Here is a 26,428-nt window from a genome sequence, read left to right as displayed (position 1 = left end):
AGGAGAGGACCTCCCCCCTCCCTTTTCTCCGCCATCACGACAATCAATGATCAATAGATTGCGGTGTTAAAGAAAGCCCTATCTGCCTATTGGGCAGATCGTGCGCACTGCGCCGGTCAGTCGACACGGAAGGCGGCGAGGATTCGTCCGTCTTTCGTGGAGAGGAAGACACTCTCTACGGCTCCGCCACACAGACCGGTCGGCGGGCATTTGCGCATCCTGGTGACATGCCAAACATCGCCCTCACGCTTTGCCTCGAACGCAGCATCCTTAGGCACCGTATCGCCATAGATGGGCACCAAGACAGAGCGCGCAATGGCGATCGCGGTGCTGGCATCCGGCACATAGCCCTGTGACGGCGGAGGCGGATAGTCTTTTTCGTTAAACGCAAATGATGGTGACGTGAAAGCAAACGCCAAGGCGATGAGAAGATACCGCATGCCAGTGCCTCTTCTTGTTTCTTGTACCTACCCCCAAAACACCTCCGCCTTCTGAAAGGCTTTCCAGCGTTTGGTGGTTTTGAGGATCATCTGGTCGGCGCGGGATTGGTGCCAGCCGAGCAGTAAACCTGTGGCATGGCTGAGTTCTGCTTGCACCGGCGCGTCGCTCACTTCTTCCAGCATCAGTCGTCCCAAGATGCCGCGCACCAGCGCCACATCATTGAGGGCGCCGAGCAAGTCTTGCAGCTCTTTCAGCGGCGTCATGAAGCGCGCGACCTTCTTCGGTTTATAGACGGCGGCGAAGAACTCAGCAGTGTAGCGCAGCTTCTTCAGGCCGATGCGTAAGCGATGGCGCTCTGCTACGCTGGCACCCGCGAGATCACGCCCCCGCGTCTTGGCACGTTTCAAATGCTGATCCAAATAGGCGGGCGCGAGCATCGAAAGCTCAAGCGTGTCATCCCACAGCTTGGCACAAGCCGCCGCCGCCACTGCATCCTGAAAGGCGGTGAAAGAGGGATCGGCTGCCACTTCAACCGCGTGACCCCAAGCCTTCTCCCGCGCCCGCAAAGCCCGGGCGCGCAAAATCTCAAAGCCGCTTTGATGTCCAAGCTGTGCCACCGCGGGTTCGAAAAGATCGCTGAGAAAAACATCGAGATCGCGTGCGGGCCCTAGCGTGGTGCAGATCGTTTTGGCGCGGGCATTCAGCGCTTCAAGTTCGGGTAAGCCTTTGCCAAAGGTGGAAAGCGCCACGCGTAAGCGCCGCAGTCCGACGCGCAGTTGATGCAAGCCCGTGCAGTCACGTGCCTCCACCACTGGCGCAACATTGGCGCTGGCATGGGCGAGGCACTCAAACAGAATGACCTGGAAAGCTTCCGCCCCGGGCACAATTCCATCGAGCAGCGGTGTGCGCGCAAAGACCGGCTTTGGCAGCCTTCTGGCTACCTTCACATCCAGCGCAAGCTCGCTCATGAGGCACCCCAGCGGAGGGTCTTCTCGATACCCGTCCCGTTAGAGATTGCGCACGGCAATCCCGGCGCTGGCAAGGGCGTTTTTTGCCTCGGCGATAGAGTATTGACCGAAATGGAAAATCGAGGCGGCGAGCACGGCATTGGCACCGCCATCGCGCACCCCTTCGACCAGGTGATCGAGCGTGCCGACCCCGCCGGAAGCGATCACCGGCACCGAGACGGCATCGGAAATCGCGCGGGTGAGCGGGATGTTATAGCCCGCCTTGGTGCCGTCGCGGTCCATGGAGGTGAGAAGGATTTCGCCCGCGCCGTAATCGACCAGCCGCGCGGCATGGGCCACCGCATCAAGCCCGGTGGGGGTGCGCCCGCCATGGGTGAAGATTTCGAATTTGCCGGGCGCGGTTTCTTTCGCATCGATGGCGGCGACGATGCATTGGCTGCCGAATTTCTCCGCCGCTTGCTGTACGAATTCCGGCCGCTTCACCGCTTCGGTATTGATCGAGACCTTATCGGCCCCCGCCAGAAGCAGCGCGCGAATATCATCGAGCGTGCGCACGCCCCCGCCCACCGTCAGCGGCATGAAGCAGACATCGGCGGTGCGGCGCACCACATCCAGCATGATGCCGCGTTTTTCGTTGCTCGCGGTGATGTCGAGAAAGCAAAGCTCGTCCGCGCCCGCCTGGTCATAGACAAGCGCCTGCTCCACCGGATCGCCCGCGTCTCTGAGGCCGACAAAGTTGACGCCTTTGACGACGCGGCCGTCTTTGACATCGAGACAGGGGATGACGCGGATTTTGAGCACCTGTAACCTCCAGAGTGTGGGGACTATAGCCGCTGGAAACCAAAATGCTGATACTCAATTTCAACTCAGCGTCAGAATTTCTCGACGAAATAAAACTAACGAACAAGCGGTGGGGGCCACAGCTGGGCTACCGTTGGATATTCAGAGGCCATTCAAACTCAGATTGGAAGCTATTACCAAGCGCGTTTCGACCGTCTGGAATCGAACGATTGTTGCAATATTCTCAAAAACACGAGCACCGAATCCAAGAGCGTATTGAATTACTAAAGACTAAGGCGATGGGGCATTCCGGTATTGTGAAGATGCCTCGGGGTGAGAGCTTACTAGAGGCGGGGCTTATATGGCTCGGATATAGGATCATGCTTCGGGAGTTCGGGCGCCTAGCATCAGTCAGTGGCTTTATCCCGTGGGAACCTCGGTTTGGCCTAAACAATTTTGATATTCAATCGGAATGGAATTCGTGGCTCTCTGAGTTTCCCGGCCTCCAGCCCGATGATCTGACAACAACTGCACAGCACTATGGGCTTCCAACAAATTTGTTGGACTGGACGTATGATTCTAGAAATGCAGCATTTTTTGCATGTGCCGATCTACAGCAACAGGCTACGACAGATATTGCTGTCTGGGCTATCGATACCTACTTCGAACCTGAGCGTGAGATAGAAAATCGTAGTTTTATGTGGATTTGGTACGGGAACCCGGCCGCCAACGAAAGATTGAAATCTCAACGCGGGGTATTCACGATAAATGCGTTTGCTATAGAGGAGTTCATTCAGACGGGTCAATTTCTAGATATTTCGCAAAAATATCGAGACAGCGAATTTTCAAACCGTCTGTTGAAGTTTGTTTTAGCTGGATCGGAACGAAACCGCTTAATAGAATTGCTCTGGCGCGAAGGTGTTACTTGGACCGCACTTTTTCCTGAAGTACGCAGTTGCGTATGCGACATTGAGCTCCTGCCGACGCTTCCGTCATACAGTAAGGGGTGCGATGATTAGCGCCCCCGCCCCATCGCCGCGACATTGAACAGCGCCCGGCCCAAAGCGGCTTCGGCGGGGACGGCGGTGGTTTTGCACAGGACTTCGGCCTCGAAGAGAAGATCGAGCGCGTCCAATATCTTGGCCTCGCTCCAGCGCTGGGTCTGGCTCCGAAAACTCGCCACGCGGGAGAAATGGATCGGCGGGCGCAGTTTTTTCATCGCAAAATCGGGGTTGTCGCCGCGCGAGATTTCGACCACCACCTGCAAGAGTTTCTGGAAATGTCCCAGCGCCTGGCGCACCACCGCGACGGGGGAAATATCCGCCGCCCAAAGCCGCTCCAGCGCGATGTCGAGCCGCTTCAGGTCGCCGGAAGCGGCCGCATCGCAGGCCTCTTCCACCCGCGCCTCGGCCTCATCGCCCATGGCGGCGCGCACATCATCCAGGCTGACCTCTTTCTGCCCCCGGCAATAAAGCGCCAGCTTTTCGAGTTCCCGCCGTGTCACGCCGCGATCCGAGCCCAACCGCGACACCGCATCAGCCAGCGCATCGCCCGAAATGGAAAGCCCTTCGGCTTTCAAGGCTTCGCGCACCACCTCGGGCAGATCGCGCGCCGTATCGGGATAGCAGGCGATGGCGCCCGCATTGTCCGCTTCCTCGAAAACCTTGCGAAGCGCCGCGCCTTTGGCGAGATCGCCGCCCTCCACCACGATCAGGGCATCGCCCTTGGGATCGTCCAGGAAGGCTTCAAAGGCTTTGGCATTGCCATTGCCTGCGCCGCGCACCCGCACCACGCGCCGCCCGCCCAGCATGGAAATCGCGGCCGCTTCATCGGCAAGGCGCGCCGGATCGGCAGAGAGCGCGGCATCGTCGAGGTCCGAAACCCGGAAGGGATCGGAAAGATCGTCCACCACCGATTTTAAGAGGGTTTCGGCGCGTTCCCGCACCAGCCCCGCATCCGGCCCGAACACCAGCACAGCCAACAGGTTTTTCGGCGGGTTCTTGGCGAAACGGTCAGCCTCGGCGGGTTTAATGATGGTCATGGGCAAACCCCAGCCCAGATTGTCATCCCGGACGCGCCCCCGGCGGTCTTGAAATTTGGCATGTGGGCGCGATCCGGGACCCACTTGCAAATCTGGGATGCGGTGGAGTGGGTCCCGGGTCTACGCGCGCGCAGCTTCGCGCCGCGCACTCCGCCCGGGATGACAGCTTGTGCTACCCCACTCACTTCTTCGCCTGTTCGGCAAAATAGACCGCCAGATTGATGCGGATGCGGTCGGCGATGTCCTCGGCGGCGCGCCGATCGGCATCCTGCTGATTGGCAAGGGTGGCATAGGGCGAAGAGAGCACGTTGTAAGCGGTCAGCCCGGTCTCGACGCCTTTGGTCACGGGATTGCCCGTCGCCGGATCGATCAGCTCATACTCAGCTTTCAGCGTGTCGTTATAACGGGTGATGGCGGTTTGGGTGATGCCGCTGGCTGTGGTCTGGCTCTGCACGCCGATAGCTTCGGCGTGAATGGTGAGATTTACCCTTAAATAATAGCTCGCGCCGCGCGCCTCGCCCTGCCCGTCGATCAGATCGATCAGGCGGGTACGCATCTGATAGCCGGTCTTCTCGGGGATCGGCTCGACATAAATCGAGCGCAACTTGGCCTGCATCGCGCCCTTGGGCATATCCGGCGTGGCATAGAGGGGGCGAAACCCGCATCCCGCCAGAAGCGGCAGGGCCAGAACAGCCAGAAGGGCGCGTGCTTTGGTCATACGACGATGTTCACGATCCTGTTGGGGACCACAATCACTTTCTTCGGCGATTTGCCTTCCATGGCCCGCTGCACAGTCTCTACCGCCAGCGCGGCCTTTTCCACCTCGGCCTTGTCGGTGTCCGGGGCGATTTCGAGCGTGCCGCGCAGCTTGCCATTGACCTGCACCGCGATGGTGACAGAGCTGACCGCGACCAGTTCGGGGATGGCCTTAGGCCACGGCGCGGTGGCCAAAAAGGCCTTATGGCCAAGGGCTTCCCAGCAATCTTCGGCCAGATGCGGCATCATCGGGCCAACCAGCTGAGTCAGCGCCTCCAATGCCTCGCGCTTTTCGGCGCCCGGGGCCTTGGTGGCCGAGCCGATAGCATTGGCCAGGGTATAGATCTGGGCCACAGCGCGGTTGAAGCGCAGACCCGCAAGGTCATCGGTCACCGCGGCGATGGCGCGATGCACCGCACGACGAAGCTCGGAAGAGCCCTCCACCGGGGTTCCCACCGGCGGCAGTTCGCCCGCTTCGGTGACCAGGCGATAGACGCGCTGGACGAACTTCCAGCAGGCATCCGCGCCCTCGTCGGTCCATTCGATATCGCGTTCCGGCGGGGTATCGGAGAGCATGAACCAGCGGATGGTGTCGGCACCATAGACGTCGATGATGGTTTCGGGCGCCACCACGTTCTTCTTGGACTTCGACATCTTTTCCGAAGGGCCAACCGTGACCTTCGCGCCGGTCTCTTTGACAAAGACGCCGCCATCGCGCTTTTCGATCTCGTCGGGCGAGAGCCAGGCCCCTTCCGGGTCCTTATAGGTCTCGTGGCAGACCATGCCTTGGGTGAAGAGGCCCGCAAACGGCTCATCGATCTTCACATAGCCCGCCTTCTTCATGGCGCGCAGGAAGAAGCGCGAATAGAGCAGATGCAGAATGGCGTGTTCGATACCGCCGATATACTGATCGACGGGCAGCCAGTAATCGACCGCCGCCTTGTTCACCGGGCCTTCCGCGGTGGTGTCGGTGAAGCGCGCGTAATACCAGGAGGAGTCGACAAAGGTGTCGAGCGTGTCGGTATCGCGCAGCGCGTCGCCGCCGCAGCACGGGCACTTCACATATTTCCAGGTCGGGTGCGCGTCGAGCGGATTGCCCTTCACGTTGAAGGTCAGGTCCTCGGGCACTTTCACCGGCAGTTGATCTTCCGGAACCGGCACCACGCCGCATTTGCCGCAATGGATCATCGGGATCGGGCAGCCCCAGGGGCGCTGGCGCGAGACCAGCCAATCGCGCAAGCGATACTGTGTCGTACGCTTGCCGACGCCGTCGGCTTCCAGCTTCTCGGCCACGGTCTTCTTGGCTTCATCGACGGGCAACCCATCAAGGAAGCTCGAATTCGCAAGCTTGCCGGGGCCGGTATAGGCCTCATCGCCGACATCGAAAGTAGTGGGATCAACACCTTCCGGGATCACTACGGGGCGCACAGAAAGCTTATATTTGCGTGCGAAATCAAGGTCGCGCTGGTCATGCGCCGGGCAGCCGAAGATGGCGCCGGTGCCATAGCCCATCAGCACGAAATTGGCGACATAGACCGGCAGCTTCCAATTGGAATCGAAGGGATGCGTCGCGGTCAGGCCGGTATCGAAGCCCAGCTTCTCGGCCTTTTCGATGGTCTCTTCGGCGGTGCCCAAACGGCGGCACTCAGCTTGGAACTCGGCCAGTGCCGGATTGGTCTTGGCGAGTTCTTCGGTCAGCGGATGATCAGGCGAGATCGCGACAAAGCTCGCACCGAACAATGTGTCGGGGCGCGTGGTGAAGATTTCGAGCTTGCGCGCATCCGACAGCGTGAAGTTGAGGCGCAGGCCTTCGGATTTGCCGATCCAGTTCTTCTGCATCAGCCGGACCTTTTCCGGCCAGCGCTCCAAACCGTCGAGGGCTTCCAAGAGTTCCTGCGAATAGGCGGTGATCTTCAAAAACCACTGGGACAGCTTCTTGCGCTCGACCAAAGCGCCCGAACGCCAGCCGCGGCCATCGATCACCTGCTCATTGGCGAGCACGGTCATGTCGACCGGGTCCCAGTTCACATCGGCTTCCGAGCGATAGACCAGGTTCTCGCGATAGAAATCGAGGAACAGCTTCTGCTGACGGGAGAAATAGCCGACATCGCAGGTGGCGAACTCGCGGCTCCAGTCGAGGCTGAGGCCCATCAGCTTCAGCTGCTCTTTCATGTTGGCGATATTGTCGTAGGTCCAGTCGCGCGGGTTCACGTGCTTTTCGCGGGCGGCGTTTTCGGCAGGAAGGCCGAAAGCATCCCAGCCCATCGGGTGCAGCACGTTGAAGCCTTGGCTGCGTTTGAAGCGCGCCAGCACGTCGCCCATGGTGTAGTTGCGCACGTGGCCGATATGGATGCGCCCGGACGGATAGGGGAACATCTCCAGGACATAGCATTTGGGCTTGTCATGCGTTTCCGGCGTCTTGAAGACGTCGGCGGCATTCCAGGCCTGTTGCCAGCGCTTTTCGGAATCTTTTGCGTTATAGCGCGCCATAGGAGTCGTGACCCTTTATCAAAGGCGGGTGTTTTGCGGCAAAAGCGCCGCCGATTCCAGCCTTTAGAGTGGGGATCTGCCAATCAAATCGTCACCCTGCTCCGCAGCCCTGCTCGTCATGACCGGGCTTGACCCGGTCATCCATCTCTTTGCGACGAGAAATCTATCGGGGTTTGCCTAGCCGTTCTGGATGGCCGGGTCGGAGCCCGGCCATGACGGATCGGTAGAGAGGCAGTGATCAGCCGCCGGGGCGGGCAGCCAGGCGAAGCTCGCGGGCGCGCGTCAGAATGGCGTCCGTCAGCTTGGTGGCGGTCTCGGGATTGGCGGCCGCGTCGACCCAGCCTTCAGCCGATTTGGTCTGGCGGAAGACGGCGATCTTGAGCCCGTCGGCGCGCAGGCGGCGGTCGAGGATGTAGACGGTCACCTTGACGCGGTCATTCGGCGTGCCGGGGGCCGAGTACCAATCGCTGATGATGACGCCGCCGAACGGATCTTCCGACTGCAAGGGCAGGAAGGAGAGCGTGTCGAGGGTGGCGTGCCACAGATAGGAATTCACACCCAAGGTGCGCTGGCCGCTTTCGCTGGCAATGGCGGTGGTGCCGCTATCGACGTCCTGGATATACTTGCTGTTGTCGTTGGAAGACCCGCAACCGGCCAGGATGAGGCCGCAAGCAACAAGGGTTAAGGCTCGCATTGGGGAAATCTCCAGACAACAAGGTTCCGGCTTATACTGGCCTGAACGTCCCCGTGCAACGCGGCGTCATATGGCCTGACACAAAATCGCCTATTATGATCAAGCTGTAACGATCAGACCCGCCCCGCGCTAGCGATCCAAAGGGGCAACTCGGGTATAGTGGGGGCCATGAAAACGAGATTGATGATGACGGCGGCCGCGCTTTTGGCGGCGGCGCCTGCGGGAGCCGCTGTACCGGCCCTGACCGTGGATTTGGACCCTGCAACCCTGACGGTGGGGGGCATCGCCTATGGGGCTCTCTTCGCGCCGGATTTGCCCAAGGCGACAGGCGGGGCGGATCAGCGCTGGGCCACGGGCGCGGCGGACGTCAATCTCAAGCTGAGCCGCGATTATGACAGCGGCCTTTCGCTCTCCTTGAAATCCAGTTTCGAGGTCCTGCGCGACCGCCTCTCATACGATAATTACGGCGGTGCCCTGGTGCAGAAGGTCTATGGCGTGGCCCAGACCGGCCTCGGCACGGTGGAAGTCGGCATGACCGATGGCGCGGTCTATGCCCTCGCCATCACCGGGCCGGTGTCGGACGACATCACCTCGATCGAGAACCCCAACGCGACATTCTTCATCGACCCCTCGACGGGGCGCGCCTTTGGCCAGCTGTTCGATTTTTCCAGCGCCACCAATTCCTCGCTGAACTACGCCAAGATCTCTTATTACACCCCGCGCATCCTGGGCTTTGAGCTCGGCGCATCCTACACGCCCGCGCAAAACCGCGAGGTCATTCCTTTCCTCAACAATGGTCCGCATAAGGAAAACCGCCAGAAAAGCATCTGGGAAGTGGCGCTTTCCTATTCCGAGCAATGGGAGACGATGGCGCTCGGTGTCTATGGCGGTGTGGCGCTCGCCCATGGCGACGGCAAGCTCGCTGAGGATGCCAGCCTGACCGATTGGAGTGTCGGCAGCGAGTTCGATTACACCATCAATGATGATTGGAAATGGGCCATTGGCGGGGGCTATCGCCGCGCCAATACCTTCGCTTTCGATATCTATGACGCGCGGACCAGCGGCGCCACCGAAAGCGGGCATCTAAGCTCCACGCTCTCCTATGGCGATTACAGCCTCACCGGCGAATATGGCCGCGGCACCGCCGATGGCGGTATGGCTGGCCCGGTGATCGGGATCAAAGCCTGGCAGGTGCAGCTCGGCTATACCATCGACACCAATTGGCAGCTCACCACCGGCTGGCAGGAACACGTCTACGACCGCAACCTCGGCAGCTTCTATGACGGCTCCAAACGCCTCGCGATGAGCGCCGCCTTCGTGCATCTGAAGTTCAAGGTGGGGGGGTAAGCGCTTTTACCTCCCCCTCGCCGGGGCGAGTAGCGCCAGCGTGCGAGCGGAGAGCGAAGCGATCCGGGTGGGGAGCTCGCTCCATCCGCTTACCCCCACCCGATCCGTCTATGCTGCGCTACGACGGATCGACCTTCCCGCAAGGGGGAGGTGAAGTTCTTACAGAAAATCGCTCTTCTTCAACGCGGAAAGCAGTTTCATCCCCGCCGCGGCGAGGTTTTCGGTGCCGCCTTCTTCGCGGTCCAAAATCACCAGCGCATAATCGACAATCGCACCAGCCTTGCGCGCCGCTTCGGCGGCTTTGACGATGGAGCCGCCCGTGGTCGCCACATCATCGATGATGATGACGTGCTTGCCCGAAAGGCTTTCGCCAATGGCGAGGCCTTCGACCAGATCCTGGGTGCCGTGATCCTTCGGCTGCTTCCTCACAAAGAAGGTGTTGACCGGCTTGCCGTCCTCGAAAGACAGCGCCGCGAGCGAGGCGATCACCGGCACCGCGCCCATTTCGAGCCCGCCGACATAATCGATCCCGTCCACTTCGCGGATTTTCTCCAGCAGCGCCTTGGCCGAGAGATAAGCCCCTTTGGGCGACATCATGGTCGGCTTCAGGTTGAAGTAGAATTCGCTCTCCGCCCCGCTGGCGAGCTTGAACTTCCCGCGCCGGTAGGAGCGTTCCTTGATCACGGCAATCAGCTGTTCGGCAACTTCGGACATGGAACACTCCGGGCAAAATACGGCCCGAACATCCCCATGCGGGCGGGCAGGGTCAATCCCCTATTTCTCCGTTGAGAGATCACCGCGGGTCGGTGGCAAAATGTGGCTAAATCATGTAGAAACAGGCGATTCCAACCGAAGGAAAAACTGTATGAGCAAGGAGCCAGCCAATCGCCCCCCACGCATGAGCGTTCAGAAGACATTTTCCACCGGGAATTTCAGGGCAATTGGAGATTCGATGAGCAGTGCTAATTTCCAAACGGTCGCGTCCAAGCCAGCGCCTCAGCCGTCGCAATCGACGGCGCAAACACCCACTACCTCTAGCTCTACTCAAAAACCAAATAAGTGAAATCCCGTCTTGGATGCTAACTTCTGGGCTGCTGTCGCGGCAATCGCCTCAGGTTTCACTGCCGCGATTACGTTGTTTATCGCGTGGGCAAACCACCGCGTAACGCTAGCAGCGGAAAAATCCTATGATTTCAACTCTTGCCTAACTGTTGTTTTTCAGGTTGGACAGGCTCTTCGACAAGTTCGCGACGCGCCTGATGACAAGAAGGAATTTGAATTTCGAGAACTTCTGAATCTGCTCGAGGCACTGGCTGTCGGTGTAAATGACAAACTGATTCAGGCTGCTACACGAAAGATGGTCGAGCCATTCTTGGCCGAGTGTTACGCGTACTTAAAAACCCAACCGTCACTTAGCGAGCTTTTGAAAAATAGCGTGACGGGTGAAGGCACATTCTGTGAGCTTTACAAGTTCGCCTCTATCAATATGACCCAAATTAATCAGTGTATTGGGCGCTATAATGTTTCATCTGATCCCGAAGCGCCCGAAGTAATTCGACCTCTAGGTACAGTTCCAGCCGCTGACCTAAAAGATGAGAACGCTTTAGCTGTTCGATAGCGCCCCGATGGCGGCAATCCCCGAAAACCCATAGAGCAAATCCGCATTTTCAGCGGAAACCCCCCCCAGGGCATAAACTGGAAGGGGCATCTGCGCCGCCATCAGATTGGCCCGTGCCGCTCCGAGCACGCCCCGGCCCGGATGGCTTTGGGTCGGAAATACCGCCGAGAGGAGCAGCGCATCCACCGCCCCCGCCCTTATCCCCGCGCCAAAATCATGCGCCGAGGCTGTCACGATCACCTCCGGCCAGCGCGCTTTCAGTCCTGCGGCTTCGCCTATACGCGCCTGCGGCAAATGCACCCCGTCCGCGCCGATCTTCCGCGCCAAAGCCGCATCGCCCGCGATCAGCAGAAATAACCCCCGCCGCCGCGCGATTTCCCGCAACGCCAGGGCGAGCATTTCCCGCCGCCCCGCTTCTTTTGCCCGCACAATCACCATGGCCCCCTTGGGCAAGGCCGTGGCGGCGGCCACCGGATCGGGAAGACGGGTGTCATCGGTCAAAAGGATCAGTGGCGGGATGCCAAGCGCCCGATGGGCGGAAAGCCGCATCGCCGCCCTTGCCAGCTTCCGCCTTGCGGCGCTATCGCTCCCAACCATGTCTGCCATCGCCGCCAACCTAGCCGAAATAAACCGCCGCATCGAGACAGCGCGCAAAGCCGCGCTTAAGCCCGCGCCCGCCACCCACCTCATCGCGGTGTCCAAAACCCACCCCGCCGAGGCGGTGCGCGAAGCCCTTCTGGCCGGTCACCGCCTCTTCGGCGAGAGCAAGGTGCAGGAGGCGCAAGGAAAGTTCCCGGCGCTGAAAGCCGAATATCCCGATCTCGAACTTCATATGATTGGCGGGCTTCAGACCAATAAGGCCAAGGAAGCGGTCGCGCTGTTCGATGCCATTCATTCGCTGGATCGCATCAAGCTCGCCCACGCCTTGAAGGCCGAATGCGACAAGCAGGGCAAGAACCCGGCTCTCTTCGTGCAGGTCAATATCGGCGAGGAAGCGCAGAAATCGGGCGTCGCGCCCAAGCAAACCCTGGCGCTGGTCGAAGAATCCCGCAGCCTCGGCCTCAATGTGCAAGGCTTGATGTGTGTGCCGCCGGTGGATCAAGCGCCAGCTCCTTATTTCGGGCTCCTGAAGACTCTGGCGGAGGACGCCGGTCTGCCGCTGCTTTCCATGGGCATGAGCGATGATTTCGATATCGCTATCCGCTTCGGGGCCACGCATGTGCGGGTTGGCACGGCGATTTTCGGGGCTCGGGATTATTCCCAAGATCAGTAAGCAGCGAGCAGATGTCCTGCAGCGCGATAGGCCCGGGCAGCCCCTTCGCCGGTCTGGCGCGCGATGTCGCCCACGGTTTCGCTGACGGTATCGGCCAGACCTTCGAGGCTCGGCTCGGAACGCGCAGGTTTTACGGCCACTGGCGTATTGGCGTCCGCGATGGCGGTTTTGGGCGTGTCATCGCCGATCACCATGGCATAGACCGTATCGCCCACCGTCTTACCGCTGATTTCCTTATAAGCGCTGTCGGCTGCCGAGAAGGCGAGCCCCGTCCAGCCGCCATAGAGCGTGTCCCCCGCCAGCTTGGCAAAGGTGCCGATTTTGTCGCCGGTGAGGTGACGGTAAAGGGTTGATACCACCGGGATGTGCTGCAGCGGATTGACGATGTCGAGCAGGTCGCCAAAGCTAAAGCCGTCGTCTTTTTTCTCGCCCGAAGCCGCCAACCCAGCCGAAGCCGCATCCGACGCCGCCTTGGCCGAGGCATAGGCCGCCCCTGACCCCTGGGCGATGGGGTTGTACTGGTGAGCGGAGTAGTTGATTCCCGGCATATCCCATCTGTGGCAAGCAATGTGCCAGGGCGCGGTTCAGCAATTACAGCAGGTTGCATCGCGCCTGACCGGCAAAATCTGCCGTTTGCGAGAGAGGCTGGGCGTTGGTGCCGGGTCGGGGCCTACAGCAAATGCCCGGCCTTTAGCGCCTTGGTTCTGAGATAAGCCGCGTTGTGGCTGTTGCTGGGAAACGCATGGGGGACGCGCTCCACCACCTCAATTCCGGCATGGTCGAGCGCCGCGATCTTGTCTGGGTTGTTGGTGAGAAGGCGCACTTTCTTGAAGCCGAGCAAGCTCAGCATCCTTGCGGCCACAGCATAAACCCGTTCATCGGCCTCGAAACCCAACCGTTCATTGGCTTCAATGGTGTCGAACCCCTGATCCTGCAGGCGATAGGCGCGCAGCTTGTTGATCAACCCAATGCCGCGCCCTTCCTGGGCGAGGTACAGCACCACCCCGCCGCCTGCCTTGGCGATGGTGGTAATGGCGCCGCGAAGCTGCGGCCCGCAATCGCATTTGAGCGAGCCCAGAAGGTCGCCGGTGAAGCATTCCGAATGCATCCTTGTCAGCACCGGATCGCGCGGGTCGCCGATCACAATTGCGTAATTCTCCGGCGCGCCATCGGCGGCGCGGAAGGCGACAAGCTCGGTCTTTTCGGCGCCCTCCAAGGGCACGCGCGCGCGCGCCACAATGGAAAGCCCGGCAGCGGCTTCCAGTTCATAATCGGTGATTTCGCCTATTGAGAGTTTCGGTCCCTTCCCAAACCCGCCTTTCACCACCACGGCGGCCGGTAAAAGCCCGGCGAGCTTGGTCAGGGTGACCGCCGCACCATAGGCCTTGGGCAATTTGGTGCGCAGGGCCTGAAACGGCCCTTTCATGGGGCGGTCGAGGTCGGTGGTTGGGTCGGCAATGGCGCGGATATCCTCCACGCCCATATCCTTCTTGATCGGCAGGGCGATGATTTCCGGCGTATAGAGCCGGATCTTCAGGGTGCGCGCCCTGGCATGGCTCAGGATCAGCGCTGGCTTTTCCAGCTTTTTCAAGGTATTAGGCCTAAGTGCCTCCGCCGCATAAACGGTCACCTCGGCCCGTTCCGCGATGGTTACGCCCCGCCCGGCCCGTAAGGCATCAATGGCGGCGGCCAGACGGTCAATCGCAGCCTGTGGCGTTTGGCGGGGGGCTTTGGATTTCGAGAATGTGGGCATGATGCCCACCCATACACCGGGGGGCGGAAACCGGATAGACTCTGGCTGCTTCGCCACCCCAAGGAAAAGACCATGACCAGCGCCAAGCGCATTCTCTTGGTGGAAGACGATGCCATGCTGAGCGCCTCTTTGGCCGAACAGCTGGCCCAGGAAGGCACTTATGAGGTCGTCACGGCGGGCGATCTCGCCTCTGCGCGTGTGGCGGCGGGCGAAGGGCTTTACGAGTTCATGATCCTCGATGTCGGCCTGCCGGATGGCGATGGCCGCGATCTCTGCCGCGAGCTGCGCGAAAAAGGCGTCACCTGCCCGATCGTGCTGCTGACGGCGGTCGATACCGATGAGGACACTATCCGCGGCCTTTCCTCGGGCGCCAATGATTACATCACCAAACCCTTCCGCTTTGCCGTCTTGATGGCGCGCCTGCATGCCCATTTGCGCAGCCACGACCGCAGTGAAGAGGCGATGTACAAGATCGGCCCCTACACCTTCCGGCCCAGCGCCAAGCTGTTGCAGGACGACAAGGCGCGCAAAATCCGCCTGACGGAAAAGGAAACCAATATCCTGAAATTCCTCTACCGGGTGGGGGACACGGTTCCGCGCGAAACCCTGCTCAATGAGGTTTGGGGTTATAACCCCGCCGTCACCACCCACACGCTGGAGACGCACATCTATCGTCTGCGCCAGAAGATCGAGGAAAATCCCGGCGAGGCGCGGATTCTGGTGACCGAAAGCGGCGGCTATAAGCTGATGCCGTAAAAGACGCCTAAGTATCTGAAGCCGGTCGGTATTTTCGATATCTTCCCGTCGCGTGCGGCACTAGTTTATAGCTCTTCCACGAGGGCAGGCGGGCTCTGCGAAATTGCCTGTCTGTGCTTAAGAGTGGCAACCGCCTATTTGTAGCTTGCAGATAGTTTTATCGGGGTGGAGATCACCATGCGCATCAAATCGGCCATGATCGGCGGCGCCGTTGCCCTCGCGCTTTTCCTGCCTGCCAATGCGGCGGGCTGGGTCAACGGGTCCTGGCAATCCTTCGACGCCCGCAACCTCAAGCTGGAAAATCTGGTCGGCAATATTCAGGTCGATGTGAAGGATGCTGGTCCGATTGCGGTGCAGGTGAGCGGCGATCCCGACCGGGTCAGCAAAGTTCATGTCTCGATGCGCGGCGGCACGGTCAAGGTGCAGACCGAAGGCTCGGGCCAGGTCTGGGATTGGAAGCACTGGTTCGATTTCTCCCATGGCGGCCGCATCCGGCCCGATCAGATTCAAATCCGCATCGCAGTGCCGCGCGGCACGCCGATTGATGCCGACGTTTCGGCGGGCAATGTCCGCATCGGCGACACCATGGGCCCGCTCGCCTTCTCGGTTCAGGGTCATACCGATAGCGTGGTCGGCAATGTCGCCACGGCCAAGCTTGATATGGCGGGCTCTGGCAAGCTCTCTGTCGGCAATGTTGCGGGCGATGCAGATATCGATACCGCGGGTTCGGGCAATATCCGCGTCGGCGATGTGAGCCGGGTGAAGGCCGATATCGCGGGTTCGGGCTCCATTTCCGTCGGCAATGTCCGCGGTGGCGGCATCAATGTCGATATCGCCGGTTCGGGCGATTTCTCGGCCCAAAGCGTCAATGGTCCTGCCAGCGCCTCCATCGCTGGCTCGGGCTCGGTTTCTATCGCCAATGGCGAGGCCAATCCCTTCAAGGTGGAGATCATGGGGTCTGGCAATGTCTCCTTCGGCGGCGTGGCGGTTGATCCCCGGATCGAGGCCATGGGCTCGGGCAGCGTGAAAATCCGCTCCTATCGCGGCAAGCTCACCAATGACGGCATGGCCAAGCTGAGTATTGGCGGCTGAAAAACCGCGCCAGTGGTATATTTTTCGAAGGGCCGGGCGTGTTCCGGCCCTTTTTCGTTTCACCGGCAGAGAAATTTGTTTAACGGCTATTAACCCTTCGAGAGTGAGACTGCATCCGGCAAGAGGTCGTCCATGGTGCGGCAGAACAAATCAGATGGCGCGGCCGAGATTGCCGAACGGGCCGTCGAGCCGCCGCGCCCGAAAAAGCCGCCATCCTGGCCTTATGTGCTGATGTTGTTGGCGGCCTGGGGCGTGATTTTCGGCGGGATTTTCTTTTCGCGCTTTCTCTCCGAATTGCCGGACGTCAATTCGCTGATGGCCAACGGCCCATCCCGTGACGTCACCATCCTGGATGATCGGAGCCGCCTGATTGCCCGGCGTGGCCTCACCCAAGGCGTGCTGGTAGAGGTCACAACCCTGCCCTCTTACGTCCCCAACGCCTTCATCGCCATCGAGGACCGCCGCTTCCGTTCCCATCTAGGCGTTGACCCCATTGGGCTGGTGCGCGCCGCGATGGAGAACGCCAAAAGCGGCCATGTGGTGCAGGGCGGCTCGACGTTGACACAGCAGCTCGCCAAAAATCTCTTTCTGGTGCCGGACCGCAATTTCCGCCGCAAGATCCAGGAAGCCATGCTCGCGGCCTATCTGGAGTCGCGCTACAACAAGGATCAGATCCTCACCCTTTATCTGAATCGGGTCTATTTCGGTGCGGGCGTCTATGGCATCGAAGCCGCCGCCGAGCGTTTCTTCGGCAAGCATGCGAGTGAGCTGTCGCTGCCGGAAGCGGCCATGCTGGCGGGTTCGGTGAAAGCGCCCGCGCGCTATAATCCAATTTCCGATCCGGATGCCTCGCATGATCGCGCCAGCGTGGTGCTGATGGCGATGCAAGAGGAAGGCTATATCGATGAGGCCACGCGCCTCGATGCCGATCACACCCGCGCCCGCATCGTACGCGGCACCGCCACGCCCTCTTCAGGCTATTTCGCTGATTGGGTGATGGGACAGATCACCGGCTATATCGGCGATCCGCAGGAAGCGGTGATCGTCGACACCAGCTTCGATCTCGATGTGCAGGAGCTTGCCGAGCGCGCTGTCACGGCGGGTTTGCGTGAAGACGGCGAGAAGCTCAACGCCTCACAAGCCGTGCTTGTCGCTATGACGCCAGACGGCGCGGTGCGGGCAATGGTAGGCGGTGCCTCCTATTCCCAAAGCCCCTATAACCGCGCCACCGATGCGCTGCGCCAGCCCGGCTCGGCCTTCAAGGCGTTTGTCTATCTCTCAGCCTTCGAACATGGCCGCCGCCCCAGCGATGTCATGCATGATGGGCCGGTCGATATTCGCGGCTGGAAGCCGGAAGATTACGAAGGCAAATATCGCGGCGATATTTCTTTGCGCGAAGCCTTCGCCCATTCCTCCAATTCCATCGCGGTGCAGCTCACCCAGGAGGTCACGCCCAAGGCGGTGGCGCGCACGGCCAAGCGGCTTGGCGTTGAAACCCCGTTGCAGGCTGTCGCCTCCTTGGCGCTCGGCACCAGCGTGGTCACACCTTTGGAGCTCACCGCCGCTTACGCGCCTTTTGCCAATGGCGGGCTTGGCGTTTCGCCCCATGGCATTGTTCGTATTCGCAGCAAATCCGGCAAGGTGCTGTGGCAGCGAACCCAATCTGATGCGTCTCAGGTGATAGCGCCGGAAAATCTCTCCCAAATGACCGAGTTGATGCGCGAAGTGGTTCTGACCGGCACCGGCAAGGCGGCGAATTTGGGTGACCGCCCCGTGGCGGGCAAAACCGGCACCACGCAGGATTATCGCGATGCTTGGTTCATGGGCTTTTCTGCCGATCTTGTCTGCGGCGTCTGGATTGGTAATGACGACAATTCGACGATGAACAAGGGCACCGGCGGCAAGCTGCCGGCGCGGATTTTCCATGATTTCATGGCGAGCGCCGAAGCGGGCTTGCCCGTGCGGCCTTTGCCAGGCGCGCAGATCGGGGCACCAGCGCCGGAAGCGCCGCAACAAGAACAGTCCGATCAGCCGCAAACCGCGCAAAAACAGCCGGCGAAAAAACCGGATAATTTCCAGCAATTGCTGGACCGTTTGTTTGGCACCTAAGTTTTAGGAGTTAAGCGAGAAAGGCTTTACCGCGCGCGATAGCGGTGCAGGCCCGCGCCGTGCTGGCGCAGCCAGGCCTGCGGGCGACGCACATCGCCGACCAGGCTTTTCACGATGCGCCAGAAATTCTCGCCGTGGTTCATTTCCTTCATATGCGCCACTTCATGCGCCACCACGTAATCGAGTACGAAGGTGGGCGCCATCACGAGGCGCCAGGAGAAAGAGAGCGAGCGGGTCGAGGAGCAGGAGCCCCAGCGGCTGGCGGTATCGCGCACCGTGATACGCGACGGCTTCAGGCCGATCTTTGCGGCATAGTCAAAGGCCTTGGCCTCGAACTCGCGTTTCGCCTGTTTTTTCAGAAAATCCACGATACGTCGCGGGGCATGTTCCAGACGGCCAGACACCCGCATCAGATGTTGGCCTTCCTCAACGGTAACCGGGCCTTCTTCGCCGCGCTGAATCGCATAATCCTTACCGCGATAGGGAAAATGCGCGCCCGGAGTGAGAAGCACGCGACTCGGCACCTGGGCGAGCTGCTTGGCGATCCAATCAGCTTCACCGCGGGCAAACTCCACCGCGCGATCCAGCGCGCGCTTGGACGGCGCAATGACGATCACTTCGCCGCTGGTAGGATGCACTTTCACGATCAGGCGACGCGCTTGCGGATTAAGCTTCACGCCCAATTCCACATCACGGCCATCGATCTTCAGAAGCTCGCGGCGCACAATACTTTTTGCCACACGCTTTGGCATCGACGATCCTGAAACCCTTTGCTGATAGAGCGCGCGGTCCACGCTTCTTCCTGTTCTTTCTAGCGTTCACTGGGAGTCTGGCAAGAAAAATGTGCGGGACCTATGTTGACTTTGTAATGCCTCGAGGCTTCGATTTCAGATAGAATCCTGGGTCAAGGGATAAATCTCTTACCCATCATTCTATGTTCTCTTCATGAATCTTCATATCTTCATAAAAAGGGAAACGTGCCTTGCGTGAGGACAAAGTCGCGATACTGGCCGGCTCCTATTCGCTTGCGATGATCCTGGGGGCGCTATTTTTTCAATATGTGCTCGGCGTGTTGCCGTGTGAGATGTGTCACTGGCAGCGTTGGCCGCATGATGGCGCCATTGTGGCCGGATTGGGAGGCGTGATCCTGTATTACACGCGGGTGATCGACCGCGATGCGCTGCGCTTGCTCGTATGGATCGCGATTGTGATGATCCTCGCGACCGCATTGATCGGTGGCTATCAGGCCTTGGTGGAGTGGAAAATCGTCGCGGGCCCGGAAAGTTGCACGGGGCCGCGCTTCGTCCTCTCCGCGAAGATGGATCTCAACGCGCCGGTAGTGCGTTGCGATACACCGGCCTTCCGCTTGTTCGGTCTTTCGCTGGCGGGCTTCAATTTCCTGTTCTCGACAGGTGTCGCCCTGATCAGCGGTCTGCTTTTGACCAAGGTGATCAAACTTCCCTATGCTTGGGCGAAATAGGCAAGGAGCCATCATGCGCCGGAACCGTCCTGCCGCCCCCGGGCCCACTGTTGGCGATGATGTGGCTGCCATGATCCGCGTCGATCATGCGGGCGAATATGGCGCCGTGCGCATCTATGCGGGTCAGCTCGCGGTGCTGGGGGATCGCTCCAGCCCGGCGGCGATGGCGATCCGTCACATGGCGGCGCAGGAAGACGAGCATCTGAAGCGCTTTGAAGCGCTCTTGCGCGAACGCGGCGTGCGTCCTACCGCATTGGAACCCATCTGGCGCGTCGCTGGTTTCGCGCTTGGCGCTGCTACGGCCTTTATGGGGGAGCGTGCCGCCATGACCTGCACCGAGGCAGTGGAAGCGGTAATCGACCGTCATTACGGCGACCAGCTCGACCGTTTGGGTGAGGATGAGGCGGACCTTAAAGCCACCATCGCGAAGTTCCGCGCCGAAGAGGTGGAACATCACGATGCCGCCATCGAACTCGGTTCCGAAAAAGCGGTCGGCCATCCCGCGCTCAGCGCCGCGATTCAAACTGGCTGCAAGCTCGCCATCGCGCTCTCGACCCGGGTCTAAAGCCCTTTCAACCAGGCGATCAGCATATCGGCGGTCGCGGCGGCCAGCGCATCGATCTGAGCTGGTGGCCGCTCCTGTTCCGAAACCTTGTTGCCGATCGCACTGACCGTGGTTTTCAGCATATCTATGGCGAAAGCGCGCTTGGCAGGTCCGAGGCGCGGCAAGGCTTCAGCCAGAAAATCGCTCAGGATCTTGGCGTTCGCCTTGTGATGCTCAATCGCTTCCGGCGTTTGGTGATAAAGCGGCGCCGCATCGTCCAGCGCCTTGCGGAAGGGCGCCTCCTCACATTCGGAATAGTAGAAGCGGCGGATCATTGCTTTGAGGCGGGCCTCCCAGCTTTGGCGGCCATCAACCAGGATCGCTGCCAGAAAGGCGCTGTTTTCTTCCCATTCGGCGGTCTGCAAGCGAAACAGCACGGCCTGCTTGTTCGGGAAATACTGGTAGAGCGAGCCCACGCTCACCCCAGCCTCCTCGGCAATGCGCGCCATGGTGAACCCGCCTGCCCCATCGCGTTTCAAAATGCGAATAGAGGCCTCCAGAACCGCGGCGACGAGGTGTTTGGAGCGGTCTTGTTGCGGGCGTTTTCGCGCGGAAATCTTGGGCTTTTGTTGTGCTGCCATCGGGCTTTGGCCAATGCGAATTGTGAACCTGACTAAACATTCGCATTTTATGCGGGACAAACCAAGCCAAAGGTTCTTGCATGAACATCCCCGCCAAATCTTCTCTTTTCACCTCGCCGCTCGCCCCGCTTTTGGAAAGGCTCTTCGCGGAAGCCGATCAAAGCCGCAGCGTAGTCGAGGAAACCTTTCAGACACTGACCAAAGAGGAGCGCGCCGCCATCATGGCCGACCACCGCACGCTCTATGGCATGGCGCGCGAGCATTATCTCGCTGTGTCTAAGGAGACGGCCGGGCTTCTCTATCTTCTGGCGCGCGCCACCACCGCGCTTTCGATTGTAGAGTTTGGCACTTCTTTCGGCATCTCCACCCTCTATCTCGCGGCGGCGCTGCACGACAATGGCGGCGGTGTTCTCATCGGCAGTGAGTTCGAGCCGAGCAAGGCCGCCAAGGCGCGCGAAAACATCAAGGCCGCCGGCTTTGCCGATCTCGTCGAGATCCGCGAAGGCGATGCGCTTGAAACCCTGTCCCGCGATCTTCCCCAGCGCATCGATCTCGTGCTCTTGGATGGCGCCAAATCGCTTTATCCGCAAATTCTCGCACTGCTTGAGCCGCACTTTGTTTCGGGCTCCTTAATCGTCGCCGATAATGCCGATGACAGCCCGGAGTATCTGAAGAAAGTGCGCGATCCAGCCAATGGCTATCTCTCGCTTCCCTTCGCCGAAGATGTAGAACTCTCAATGAAGCTTTGAATGCCCGCGAAATAACCTTTACGCCCGCATTTGCGTTCAAGCGTTAGGCCACGGGATTGTGAGGATTGCGGCCTGTTGCGGGCTACAAATTGTCTCGCCTATGATGGCCCCTTGCTTTTTCAGGGGGCCATGATGCTGCGCCGAACTTCACTTGGATTACTCGTGCTTTTGGCGGCGGCCGCGCCTGCCCTGGGTGATGCCGCGCCCGAGGCAAAAGACACGGGTAAAACCATCATCACGAAGGATGGCGCCGATACGCCTTATCTGCCCGGCGCCAAGTCGATCAAACAATCGGCCACGATCGCGGGTAAGCGCATCGAGTACACCGCCACGGTCGGCACCATCCTGGTCAAGGATGACAAGGGCAAGATTACCGGCGAGGTGGTTTATACCGCCTATACCGTGCCGGGTGCGAACCGCCCTGTCACTTTCGCCTTCAATGGCGGGCCGGGGGCGGCCTCGGTCTATCTCAATCTCGGCGCCATCGGGCCTAAGCGCATCCAGTTCGGCGATCAGGGCGATACGCCGTCTGATCCCACCGTGCTGAAGGATAACCCGGCAAGCTGGCTCGATTTCACCGATCTCGTCTTCATCGATCCCGTCGGCACCGGCTATTCGCTCTCGCGGGTTGAAGACGACAAGGCCAAGAAGCTCTTCTTCAATGCCGATGCGGATATCAGCTATTTAAGCCGCGTGGTTTATGATTGGCTGCAGCAGAATGGCCGTATGACCAGCCACAAATATCTCGTGGGCGAGAGCTATGGCGGCTATCGTTTGCCGCGCCTCGCCTATGAGCTGCAGACCAAGATGGGTGTCGGTATGAACGGCATCACCATGGTCTCGCCCTATCTCGATCCGCCTGCGGTCAGTGGGGCCGACGGCCTCTCGCCGCTTCCGCTTATGATTGACCTGCCTTCGATGGCTGCGGCTAAACTCGAACGCGAGGGCAAGCCCTTGAACGATGCCGCGCTGGCTGCTGCTGAAACTTACGCACGCGCCCAGTTCCCCGTCGATTTCTTCGCGGGCGCCAAGAACAAGGAAGCCACAGACCGCCTCGCGGCCAAAGTGGCGGAGTTCACGGGCCTTGATCCGGCTTTGGTGCGCCGCTTGAACGGCCGCGTCGACATCGGGACTTATCTGCGCGAGCTGCGCCGCGCCGAAGGCAAGATTGGCTCGGTCTATGATTCCAATGTCACCGCCTATGATGCCTATCCGGAAGTGGCGCAGTCCATGGGCTTCCATGATCCTATTCTGGAATCGCTGCTGGCGCCGACCACCTCCGCCATGTCGGATTTCGTGATCCATCAGGTCGGCTGGAAGGCGGAAGGCCATTACGAAGCGCTTTCAGGCGCGGTGAACAGTGCCTGGGATTCCAAGGGGCTTGATGAAGATAAGCCGGTGCAGGATCTGCGCCGCGCCATCGCCATCGATCCCAAAATGGCGGTCACCATCGTGCATGGCTGGAACGATCTTTCCTGCCCCTACTTCGCCTCTCGCTTGATCATCGATTCCCTTCCGGCATACGGCAAAGAGAACCGCATCTCGCTGCACCTCTATCCGGGCGGCCACATGTTCTACTCGCGCACCGACAGCGGCGCGCAGTTCCGCAAGGATGTGATGTCCACATACAAATGATCGGGCAAATAATCTGCTCGTGAAATCTTGGAGCGAAGGCGGGCAGCTTGCCCGCCTTTTCTTTTACGGCTCCAGCTCGCTATCCCAGTAGAGATAGTCGGCCCAGCTTTCATGCAGATAATTGGGCGGGAAAAGCCTGCCGTTATTGCGCAATTGAATCACGCTGGGGCGCTGCGGCTTTTGCCTTGGATGCATGCCGCATTGATGAGGCATGCGCCCGCCCTTCAGAAGATTGCAGGGCGAGCAGGCGGTGACGATGTTGTCCCAGGTGGTGAGCCCGCCGCGTGAGCGCGGAATGATGTGATCGAAGGTCAGATCATCGCCCGAGCCGCAATACTGGCACTCGAAACGGTCGCGCAGGAAAACATTGAATCGCGTAAAGGCGGGATTGCGCGCGGGCCGGATATAGGTTTTTAGCGACACCACGCTCGGCAGGCGCATCTCGAAACTGGGCGAGTGTACGGTGCGATCGTACTCTTCCAGAATGTTTACGCGATCCAGGAACACCGCTTTGATGGTGTCTTGCCAAGACCACAGAGACAAAGGGAAGTAGCTCAACGGCCGATAATCGGCGTTAAGAACGAGGGCCGGGCAGTTTTCAGGACTGCGCGCGGCTAACACGGCAACACCCTGTGGAAGATAGACCTCCATACCAAAGCGGCGCCACTGTAAAAGCAACGCCCACGATTGCCAATACAGCAATAGTGTAAGCGATTCGGTGTGACGGAAACGCGACGCCCGGCCTAAAAGCGCAATCAGCGTAAAACTGACGAAGCGGGCCCTTCCGCCGCAAGCGTTCCGGCAAAGGCGGAGGCGAGAAATTGCCCGGCCAGGTTTAGTCCGTGCCCGTCGATGCCATGGCCAAGCCCCTCGGTCAGGTGCCATTGCACCCGCGCGCCGCGCGCGCCCAAAGCGCCCGCGGTCATGAAGAGGGCATCTACCGGGATCACCTCATCCGCGCTGCCATGCGCCAGGAAAATCGGCGGCAAATCGGCAGGTGCCGCGTCCATGCCGGTAAGGACGCCGGAAAACCCCACCACCGCAGCGGGTTTAAGCCCTGTGAGGATGAGATTCAGCGCCAACATGGTGCCTTGGCTGAAGCCGATCAGGGCAAGCCGGTCCACGCCCAGGGAAAGCCGGGAAAGCTCCGCCTCGATCGCGGTTTTGAGCACCGGAGCTGCCGCCGTCACACCTGCATGCATCGAACGCGGATTAAGATCTGTGATCGGAAACCACATGAAGCGCGCGCCCGGACAAGGTGTAGGCGCATTGGGCGCGACAAAGGCGGCGCCGGGAAGCGCTTGCGAAAGCGGCTCCGCAAGTTCGATCAGATCCTCGCCATCGGCGCCATAGCCGTGTACCAGGATGACGAGTTCCGTTGCTTTGCCACGTTTTGGCGCGATGCGCGGGCCCGAAAGTGCCATTTGCCGCTCTTCCTCTGTCGCCTCTATCTTTGTCACGCCGCCCCTGGCCAATACAACCCATGATCACCACCCGCTTCGCGCCCAGCCCCACCGGCCTTTTGCATTTGGGACATGCTTATGCAGCTCTTTTCGCGGCGATGCGGGGCGCACGTTTTCTGGTTCGCATTGAGGATATCGATTTCACACGCTGCAAACCGGAATATGAGGCGGGAATATTTGAGGATCTGGCTTGGTTGGGGCTCTCCTGGGACATGCCGGTCCTGCGCCAGTCCATGCGCATGGGGGCCTATAGCGCCGCCCTCGAAAGGCTGAAAAGCCTGGGTCTCATCTATCCCTGCTTTTGCACCCGCGCTGAGATCGCCGCCGAAATCGCGCGCGCGGCAGAGGCGCCGCATGGCCCGGAAGGCCCGCATTATCCGGGCACCTGCCGCGCCCTTTCGTATGCTCAGCAAGCGGAGAAAATCGCCGCCGGTATTCCTTACGCGCTCAGGCTGGATACCGCGAAGGCGGCGGCTTTGGCGGGTGATCTTTATTTTGAAGAAAGCGGCGAAGGCGTTACGGGGCGCATCAAGGCGGAGCCTCAGCGTTTCGGCGATATTGTGTTGGCGCGGAAAGATACGCCCGCCGCCTATCATTTGGCGGTGGTGGTGGATGATGCCTTTCAAGGTGTGAACCTCGTCACCCGCGGCGAGGATCTTTTCACCGCCACTCATATTCAGCGTTTGTTGCAGGCTCTGCTCGGCTTGCCCGAGCCTCTTTACGCCCATCATCGCCTGATCCTGGACGAGAGCGGCAAGAAGTTTTCCAAAAGGGACCGCGCCGTGACCTTGGCATCGCTACGCGAAAGCGGCGCTGATCCCTTGGAGATTATGACCCGTATCGGTTTTATGGGTTGCCGAGATATTTCTTGAAGAAGGACCCCGTGCGGGCCCAGGCATCGGTGCGTGCCGCCGTGTTGCCTTCCTCTGTGCCGCCTAAGGTGCTGAGTGTTTTCAGCGCCGAATTATTCGAAGGCGGCAGGGGGGCGACATGTCCCGCATTGTCATAGGCGATATGCTCATGCGCGAAGCGGAAATGTTTGGCATCCAGCCGCGCGATTACCTGCTCGCTCATCGCTGGAGAGGGCCACAACGCATCGGCCTTGCCGGACAAAAGCAGCACGGGCCCGTTGATGTTCTCGACCGGAATGATCGCCTCTGGATGCTGCGGCAGGGTGTTGAGGCTGCGCTGATAGAGATCCAGGATGGAAATGAAAGCCTGGCTCATATCATAAGGCAGATAGGGCACCGGCTTGCCGTCGAGAAGATAGGTCGGTGAGACCGCGCCATAATTGGCCGGATCAAAGCCCTGCCACACCACAGATGAGGGCGCACCCGCCACCACGGCCGTAATGCGCTTGTCGCGCGCCGCCACGACAAGCGCGGTTTCCCCGCCCACGGATACGCCATAGACGCCGATATGTTTCTTGTCGGTAAGCGGCTGCTTCTCGATCCAGTCGATGGCCTTGCCGAAATATTCCAGCGGAATGTTTTTTACCGCGGGCGAAAGCCCGTCCACGCCGCAATAGGCGAGCGAGAGCGCGCCAAAGCCAAGGCTCGCGATATGCTCGGCGAGGAATTGCCCGCCCTTCTCGCCGCATTCCGATCCACCCAGAACCAGCACCACCGGCGCTTTGTGCACAGGCGCATACCAAGTGGCAACCAAACCGTTTTCGCGCACCGGAACGCCATCCGCCATGGCAGAGGCGAAGCTGAGCGCGCACGCCAACAGCAGGCACCATGAAGCTTTCATGGAGAGTCTCCTTCCATCTCAGTTGAGTGAAGGCGGCCGTCTTGAA

28 protein-coding genes are annotated in these 26,428 nt (G+C 60.1%); 12 read left to right on the top strand and 16 right to left on the bottom strand.

All coding sequences use genetic code 11. The annotated features are described in order from the left end of the window. Nucleotides 1–116: 116 nt before the first annotated feature. The 3 genes from FHS83_RS07160 to hisF are packed head-to-tail and all read right to left on the bottom strand — an operon-like array spanning nucleotide 117 to nucleotide 2,210. Nucleotides 117–440, bottom strand: coding sequence for a hypothetical protein (locus FHS83_RS07160; protein WP_167082277.1), 324 nt, complete (start codon nucleotides 438–440; stop codon nucleotides 117–119). Between the two features lie 27 nt (nucleotides 441–467). Then, a complete protein-coding gene (locus FHS83_RS07155; protein ID WP_167082275.1) occupies nucleotides 468–1,409 on the bottom strand; it encodes a CHAD domain-containing protein in 942 nt (313 codons plus the stop codon). Nucleotides 1,410–1,448: 39 nt separating this feature from the next. Continuing rightward, nucleotides 1,449–2,210 carry an imidazole glycerol phosphate synthase subunit HisF gene (hisF, locus tag FHS83_RS07150; protein ID WP_167082273.1) on the bottom strand — a complete coding sequence of 254 codons (762 nt, stop codon included), beginning with the start codon at nucleotides 2,208–2,210 and terminating at the stop codon, nucleotides 1,449–1,451. A gap of 44 nt (nucleotides 2,211–2,254) precedes the next feature. Here hisF and FHS83_RS07145 point away from each other — a divergent pair, with 44 nt between their 5' ends. Next, a complete protein-coding gene (locus FHS83_RS07145; protein ID WP_167082271.1) occupies nucleotides 2,255–3,208 on the top strand; it encodes an FRG domain-containing protein in 954 nt (317 codons plus the stop codon). On the opposite strand, the gene holA is transcribed toward FHS83_RS07145, so the two are convergent. From holA to FHS83_RS07125, 4 genes are all read right to left on the bottom strand, one after another. Next, nucleotides 3,205–4,230: a DNA polymerase III subunit delta gene (gene holA / locus FHS83_RS07140; protein ID WP_167082269.1), complete on the bottom strand. Its 1,026-nt coding sequence runs from the start codon at nucleotides 4,228–4,230 to the stop codon at nucleotides 3,205–3,207. The genes FHS83_RS07145 and holA overlap by 4 nt on opposite strands. 181 nt (nucleotides 4,231–4,411) lie before the next feature. Then, the gene (gene lptE, locus FHS83_RS07135; RefSeq protein ID WP_167082267.1) at nucleotides 4,412–4,948 is read right to left on the bottom strand and encodes an LPS assembly lipoprotein LptE; all 537 of its coding nucleotides are present in this window, start codon (nucleotides 4,946–4,948) and stop codon (nucleotides 4,412–4,414) included. Beyond that, nucleotides 4,945–7,476, bottom strand: a complete 2,532-nt coding sequence (gene leuS / locus FHS83_RS07130) for a leucine--tRNA ligase (RefSeq protein ID WP_167082265.1) — start codon at nucleotides 7,474–7,476, stop codon at nucleotides 4,945–4,947. Before leuS ends, lptE begins: the two co-directional genes overlap by 4 nt. Nucleotides 7,477–7,714: 238 nt before the next feature. Further along, complete coding sequence (locus FHS83_RS07125) at nucleotides 7,715–8,170, bottom strand: DUF3576 domain-containing protein (RefSeq protein ID WP_167082263.1); 456 nt, start codon at nucleotides 8,168–8,170, stop codon at nucleotides 7,715–7,717. 168 nt (nucleotides 8,171–8,338) lie between these two features. Here FHS83_RS07125 and FHS83_RS07120 point away from each other — a divergent pair, with 168 nt between their 5' ends. Next, nucleotides 8,339–9,517, top strand: coding sequence for a porin (locus FHS83_RS07120; RefSeq protein ID WP_167082261.1), 1,179 nt, complete (start codon nucleotides 8,339–8,341; stop codon nucleotides 9,515–9,517). Between the two features lie 159 nt (nucleotides 9,518–9,676). Here the strand turns inward: FHS83_RS07120 and pyrE are convergent, their stop codons facing one another. Further along, on the bottom strand, nucleotides 9,677–10,231 hold the full coding sequence (pyrE, locus tag FHS83_RS07115) for an orotate phosphoribosyltransferase (RefSeq protein WP_167082259.1): 555 nt from the start codon (nucleotides 10,229–10,231) through the stop codon (nucleotides 9,677–9,679). A 358-nt stretch (nucleotides 10,232–10,589) separates the two neighbouring features. Between pyrE and FHS83_RS07110 the strand changes: the two genes are divergently transcribed. After that, on the top strand, nucleotides 10,590–11,135 hold the full coding sequence (locus tag FHS83_RS07110; RefSeq protein ID WP_167082257.1) for a hypothetical protein: 546 nt from the start codon (nucleotides 10,590–10,592) through the stop codon (nucleotides 11,133–11,135). Here the strand turns inward: FHS83_RS07110 and FHS83_RS07105 are convergent. Next, the gene (locus FHS83_RS07105) at nucleotides 11,121–11,684 is read right to left on the bottom strand and encodes a thiamine phosphate synthase (RefSeq protein WP_167082255.1); all 564 of its coding nucleotides are present in this window, start codon (nucleotides 11,682–11,684) and stop codon (nucleotides 11,121–11,123) included. The two genes, FHS83_RS07110 and FHS83_RS07105, sit on opposite strands and share 15 nt — an antisense overlap. A gap of 46 nt (nucleotides 11,685–11,730) precedes the next feature. Between FHS83_RS07105 and FHS83_RS07100 the strand changes: the two genes are divergently transcribed. Beyond that, nucleotides 11,731–12,408, top strand: coding sequence for a YggS family pyridoxal phosphate-dependent enzyme (locus FHS83_RS07100; protein WP_167085330.1), 678 nt, complete (start codon nucleotides 11,731–11,733; stop codon nucleotides 12,406–12,408). On the opposite strand, the gene FHS83_RS07095 is transcribed toward FHS83_RS07100, so the two are convergent. Both FHS83_RS07095 and ribA read right to left on the bottom strand, forming a co-directional pair. Then, the gene (locus FHS83_RS07095) at nucleotides 12,402–12,956 is read right to left on the bottom strand and encodes a hypothetical protein (protein ID WP_167082253.1); all 555 of its coding nucleotides are present in this window, start codon (nucleotides 12,954–12,956) and stop codon (nucleotides 12,402–12,404) included. The genes FHS83_RS07100 and FHS83_RS07095 overlap by 7 nt on opposite strands. A 122-nt stretch (nucleotides 12,957–13,078) precedes the next feature. After that, on the bottom strand, nucleotides 13,079–14,161 hold the full coding sequence (gene ribA, locus FHS83_RS07090; protein ID WP_167082251.1) for a GTP cyclohydrolase II: 1,083 nt from the start codon (nucleotides 14,159–14,161) through the stop codon (nucleotides 13,079–13,081). A 72-nt stretch (nucleotides 14,162–14,233) separates the two neighbouring features. Between ribA and FHS83_RS07085 the strand changes: the two genes are divergently transcribed. The 3 genes from FHS83_RS07085 (at nucleotide 14,234) to FHS83_RS07075 (ending at nucleotide 18,118) form a co-directional block, all read left to right on the top strand. Then, entirely contained in the window at nucleotides 14,234–14,917 is a 684-nt protein-coding gene (locus FHS83_RS07085) for a response regulator transcription factor (RefSeq protein WP_167082249.1), read from the top strand. Between the two features lie 177 nt (nucleotides 14,918–15,094). Further along, the gene (locus FHS83_RS07080; RefSeq protein WP_167082247.1) at nucleotides 15,095–16,009 is read left to right on the top strand and encodes a GIN domain-containing protein; all 915 of its coding nucleotides are present in this window, start codon (nucleotides 15,095–15,097) and stop codon (nucleotides 16,007–16,009) included. Nucleotides 16,010–16,141: 132 nt separating this feature from the next. Continuing rightward, nucleotides 16,142–18,118: a transglycosylase domain-containing protein gene (locus tag FHS83_RS07075; protein WP_167082245.1), complete on the top strand. Its 1,977-nt coding sequence runs from the start codon at nucleotides 16,142–16,144 to the stop codon at nucleotides 18,116–18,118. Between the two features lie 26 nt (nucleotides 18,119–18,144). Here FHS83_RS07075 and FHS83_RS07070 read toward each other — a convergent pair whose 3' ends face one another. Further along, entirely contained in the window at nucleotides 18,145–18,870 is a 726-nt protein-coding gene (locus FHS83_RS07070; RefSeq protein WP_167082243.1) for a M48 family metallopeptidase, read from the bottom strand. A 230-nt stretch (nucleotides 18,871–19,100) separates the two neighbouring features. On the opposite strand from FHS83_RS07070, the gene FHS83_RS07065 reads away from it, so the two are divergent. Further along, entirely contained in the window at nucleotides 19,101–19,598 is a 498-nt protein-coding gene (locus tag FHS83_RS07065) for a disulfide bond formation protein B (protein ID WP_167082241.1), read from the top strand. A 13-nt stretch (nucleotides 19,599–19,611) separates the two neighbouring features. Then, on the top strand, nucleotides 19,612–20,163 hold the full coding sequence (locus FHS83_RS07060; protein ID WP_208414266.1) for a demethoxyubiquinone hydroxylase family protein: 552 nt from the start codon (nucleotides 19,612–19,614) through the stop codon (nucleotides 20,161–20,163). Here FHS83_RS07060 and FHS83_RS07055 read toward each other — a convergent pair. Continuing rightward, nucleotides 20,160–20,783, bottom strand: a complete 624-nt coding sequence (locus FHS83_RS07055; RefSeq protein WP_167082240.1) for a TetR/AcrR family transcriptional regulator — start codon at nucleotides 20,781–20,783, stop codon at nucleotides 20,160–20,162. The two genes, FHS83_RS07060 and FHS83_RS07055, sit on opposite strands and share 4 nt — an antisense overlap. Nucleotides 20,784–20,863: 80 nt before the next feature. On the opposite strand from FHS83_RS07055, the gene FHS83_RS07050 reads away from it, so the two are divergent. Beyond that, nucleotides 20,864–21,532, top strand: a complete 669-nt coding sequence (locus FHS83_RS07050) for an O-methyltransferase (RefSeq protein ID WP_167082238.1) — start codon at nucleotides 20,864–20,866, stop codon at nucleotides 21,530–21,532. A 129-nt stretch (nucleotides 21,533–21,661) separates the two neighbouring features. Then, nucleotides 21,662–23,167: a S10 family peptidase gene (locus FHS83_RS07045; protein ID WP_167082236.1), complete on the top strand. Its 1,506-nt coding sequence runs from the start codon at nucleotides 21,662–21,664 to the stop codon at nucleotides 23,165–23,167. A gap of 63 nt (nucleotides 23,168–23,230) precedes the next feature. Here FHS83_RS07045 and FHS83_RS07040 read toward each other — a convergent pair whose 3' ends face one another. Together FHS83_RS07040 and FHS83_RS07035 are read right to left on the bottom strand one after the other, a co-directional pair. Further along, on the bottom strand, nucleotides 23,231–23,788 hold the full coding sequence (locus FHS83_RS07040; RefSeq protein WP_167082234.1) for an HNH endonuclease: 558 nt from the start codon (nucleotides 23,786–23,788) through the stop codon (nucleotides 23,231–23,233). Between the two features lie 134 nt (nucleotides 23,789–23,922). Next, entirely contained in the window at nucleotides 23,923–24,591 is a 669-nt protein-coding gene (locus tag FHS83_RS07035) for an alpha/beta hydrolase (protein WP_167082232.1), read from the bottom strand. A 59-nt stretch (nucleotides 24,592–24,650) separates the two neighbouring features. On the opposite strand from FHS83_RS07035, the gene gluQRS reads away from it, so the two are divergent. Continuing rightward, nucleotides 24,651–25,502, top strand: coding sequence for a tRNA glutamyl-Q(34) synthetase GluQRS (gene gluQRS, locus FHS83_RS07030; protein WP_167082230.1), 852 nt, complete (start codon nucleotides 24,651–24,653; stop codon nucleotides 25,500–25,502). On the opposite strand, the gene FHS83_RS07025 is transcribed toward gluQRS, so the two are convergent. After that, nucleotides 25,477–26,382: an acyl-CoA thioester hydrolase/BAAT C-terminal domain-containing protein gene (locus FHS83_RS07025; protein WP_167082229.1), complete on the bottom strand. Its 906-nt coding sequence runs from the start codon at nucleotides 26,380–26,382 to the stop codon at nucleotides 25,477–25,479. The two genes, gluQRS and FHS83_RS07025, sit on opposite strands and share 26 nt — an antisense overlap. Nucleotides 26,383–26,428: the final 46 nt, after the last annotated feature.

It is taken from the genome of Rhizomicrobium palustre, assembly GCF_011761565.1.
In the GTDB taxonomy this organism is placed as follows: Bacteria; Pseudomonadota; Alphaproteobacteria; order Micropepsales; family Micropepsaceae; genus Rhizomicrobium; species Rhizomicrobium palustre.
The sequence above is the reverse complement of the archived record's forward strand: the minus strand, read 5'-3'. Positions and strand labels throughout refer to the sequence as shown.

Excerpts from the sequence above, each read along its gene's own strand:
- FHS83_RS07160 (WP_167082277.1), bottom strand. The coding sequence starts at position 440 with ATGCGGTATCTTCTCATCGCCTTGGCGTTTGCTTTCACGTCACCATCA.
- FHS83_RS07155 (WP_167082275.1), bottom strand. The coding sequence starts at position 1,409 with ATGAGCGAGCTTGCGCTGGATGTGAAGGTAGCCAGAAGGCTGCCAAAG.
- FHS83_RS07145 (WP_167082271.1), top strand. The coding sequence starts at position 2,255 with ATGCTGATACTCAATTTCAACTCAGCGTCAGAATTTCTCGACGAAATA.
- holA (WP_167082269.1), bottom strand. The coding sequence starts at position 4,230 with ATGACCATCATTAAACCCGCCGAGGCTGACCGTTTCGCCAAGAACCCG.
- lptE (WP_167082267.1), bottom strand. The coding sequence starts at position 4,948 with ATGACCAAAGCACGCGCCCTTCTGGCTGTTCTGGCCCTGCCGCTTCTG.
- leuS (WP_167082265.1), bottom strand. The coding sequence starts at position 7,476 with ATGGCGCGCTATAACGCAAAAGATTCCGAAAAGCGCTGGCAACAGGCC.
- FHS83_RS07125 (WP_167082263.1), bottom strand. The coding sequence starts at position 8,170 with ATGCGAGCCTTAACCCTTGTTGCTTGCGGCCTCATCCTGGCCGGTTGC.
- FHS83_RS07120 (WP_167082261.1), top strand. The coding sequence starts at position 8,339 with ATGAAAACGAGATTGATGATGACGGCGGCCGCGCTTTTGGCGGCGGCG.
- pyrE (WP_167082259.1), bottom strand. The coding sequence starts at position 10,231 with ATGTCCGAAGTTGCCGAACAGCTGATTGCCGTGATCAAGGAACGCTCC.
- FHS83_RS07105 (WP_167082255.1), bottom strand. The coding sequence starts at position 11,684 with ATGCGGCTTTCCGCCCATCGGGCGCTTGGCATCCCGCCACTGATCCTT.
- FHS83_RS07100 (WP_167085330.1), top strand. The coding sequence starts at position 11,731 with ATGTCTGCCATCGCCGCCAACCTAGCCGAAATAAACCGCCGCATCGAG.
- FHS83_RS07095 (WP_167082253.1), bottom strand. The coding sequence starts at position 12,956 with ATGCCGGGAATCAACTACTCCGCTCACCAGTACAACCCCATCGCCCAG.
- ribA (WP_167082251.1), bottom strand. The coding sequence starts at position 14,161 with ATGCCCACATTCTCGAAATCCAAAGCCCCCCGCCAAACGCCACAGGCT.
- FHS83_RS07085 (WP_167082249.1), top strand. The coding sequence starts at position 14,234 with ATGACCAGCGCCAAGCGCATTCTCTTGGTGGAAGACGATGCCATGCTG.
- FHS83_RS07080 (WP_167082247.1), top strand. The coding sequence starts at position 15,095 with ATGCGCATCAAATCGGCCATGATCGGCGGCGCCGTTGCCCTCGCGCTT.
- FHS83_RS07075 (WP_167082245.1), top strand. The coding sequence starts at position 16,142 with ATGGTGCGGCAGAACAAATCAGATGGCGCGGCCGAGATTGCCGAACGG.
- FHS83_RS07070 (WP_167082243.1), bottom strand. The coding sequence starts at position 18,870 with ATGCCAAAGCGTGTGGCAAAAAGTATTGTGCGCCGCGAGCTTCTGAAG.
- FHS83_RS07060 (WP_208414266.1), top strand. The coding sequence starts at position 19,612 with ATGCGCCGGAACCGTCCTGCCGCCCCCGGGCCCACTGTTGGCGATGAT.
- FHS83_RS07055 (WP_167082240.1), bottom strand. The coding sequence starts at position 20,783 with ATGGCAGCACAACAAAAGCCCAAGATTTCCGCGCGAAAACGCCCGCAA.
- FHS83_RS07050 (WP_167082238.1), top strand. The coding sequence starts at position 20,864 with ATGAACATCCCCGCCAAATCTTCTCTTTTCACCTCGCCGCTCGCCCCG.
- FHS83_RS07045 (WP_167082236.1), top strand. The coding sequence starts at position 21,662 with ATGATGCTGCGCCGAACTTCACTTGGATTACTCGTGCTTTTGGCGGCG.
- FHS83_RS07035 (WP_167082232.1), bottom strand. The coding sequence starts at position 24,591 with ATGGCACTTTCGGGCCCGCGCATCGCGCCAAAACGTGGCAAAGCAACG.
- gluQRS (WP_167082230.1), top strand. The coding sequence starts at position 24,651 with ATGATCACCACCCGCTTCGCGCCCAGCCCCACCGGCCTTTTGCATTTG.
- FHS83_RS07025 (WP_167082229.1), bottom strand. The coding sequence starts at position 26,382 with ATGAAAGCTTCATGGTGCCTGCTGTTGGCGTGCGCGCTCAGCTTCGCC.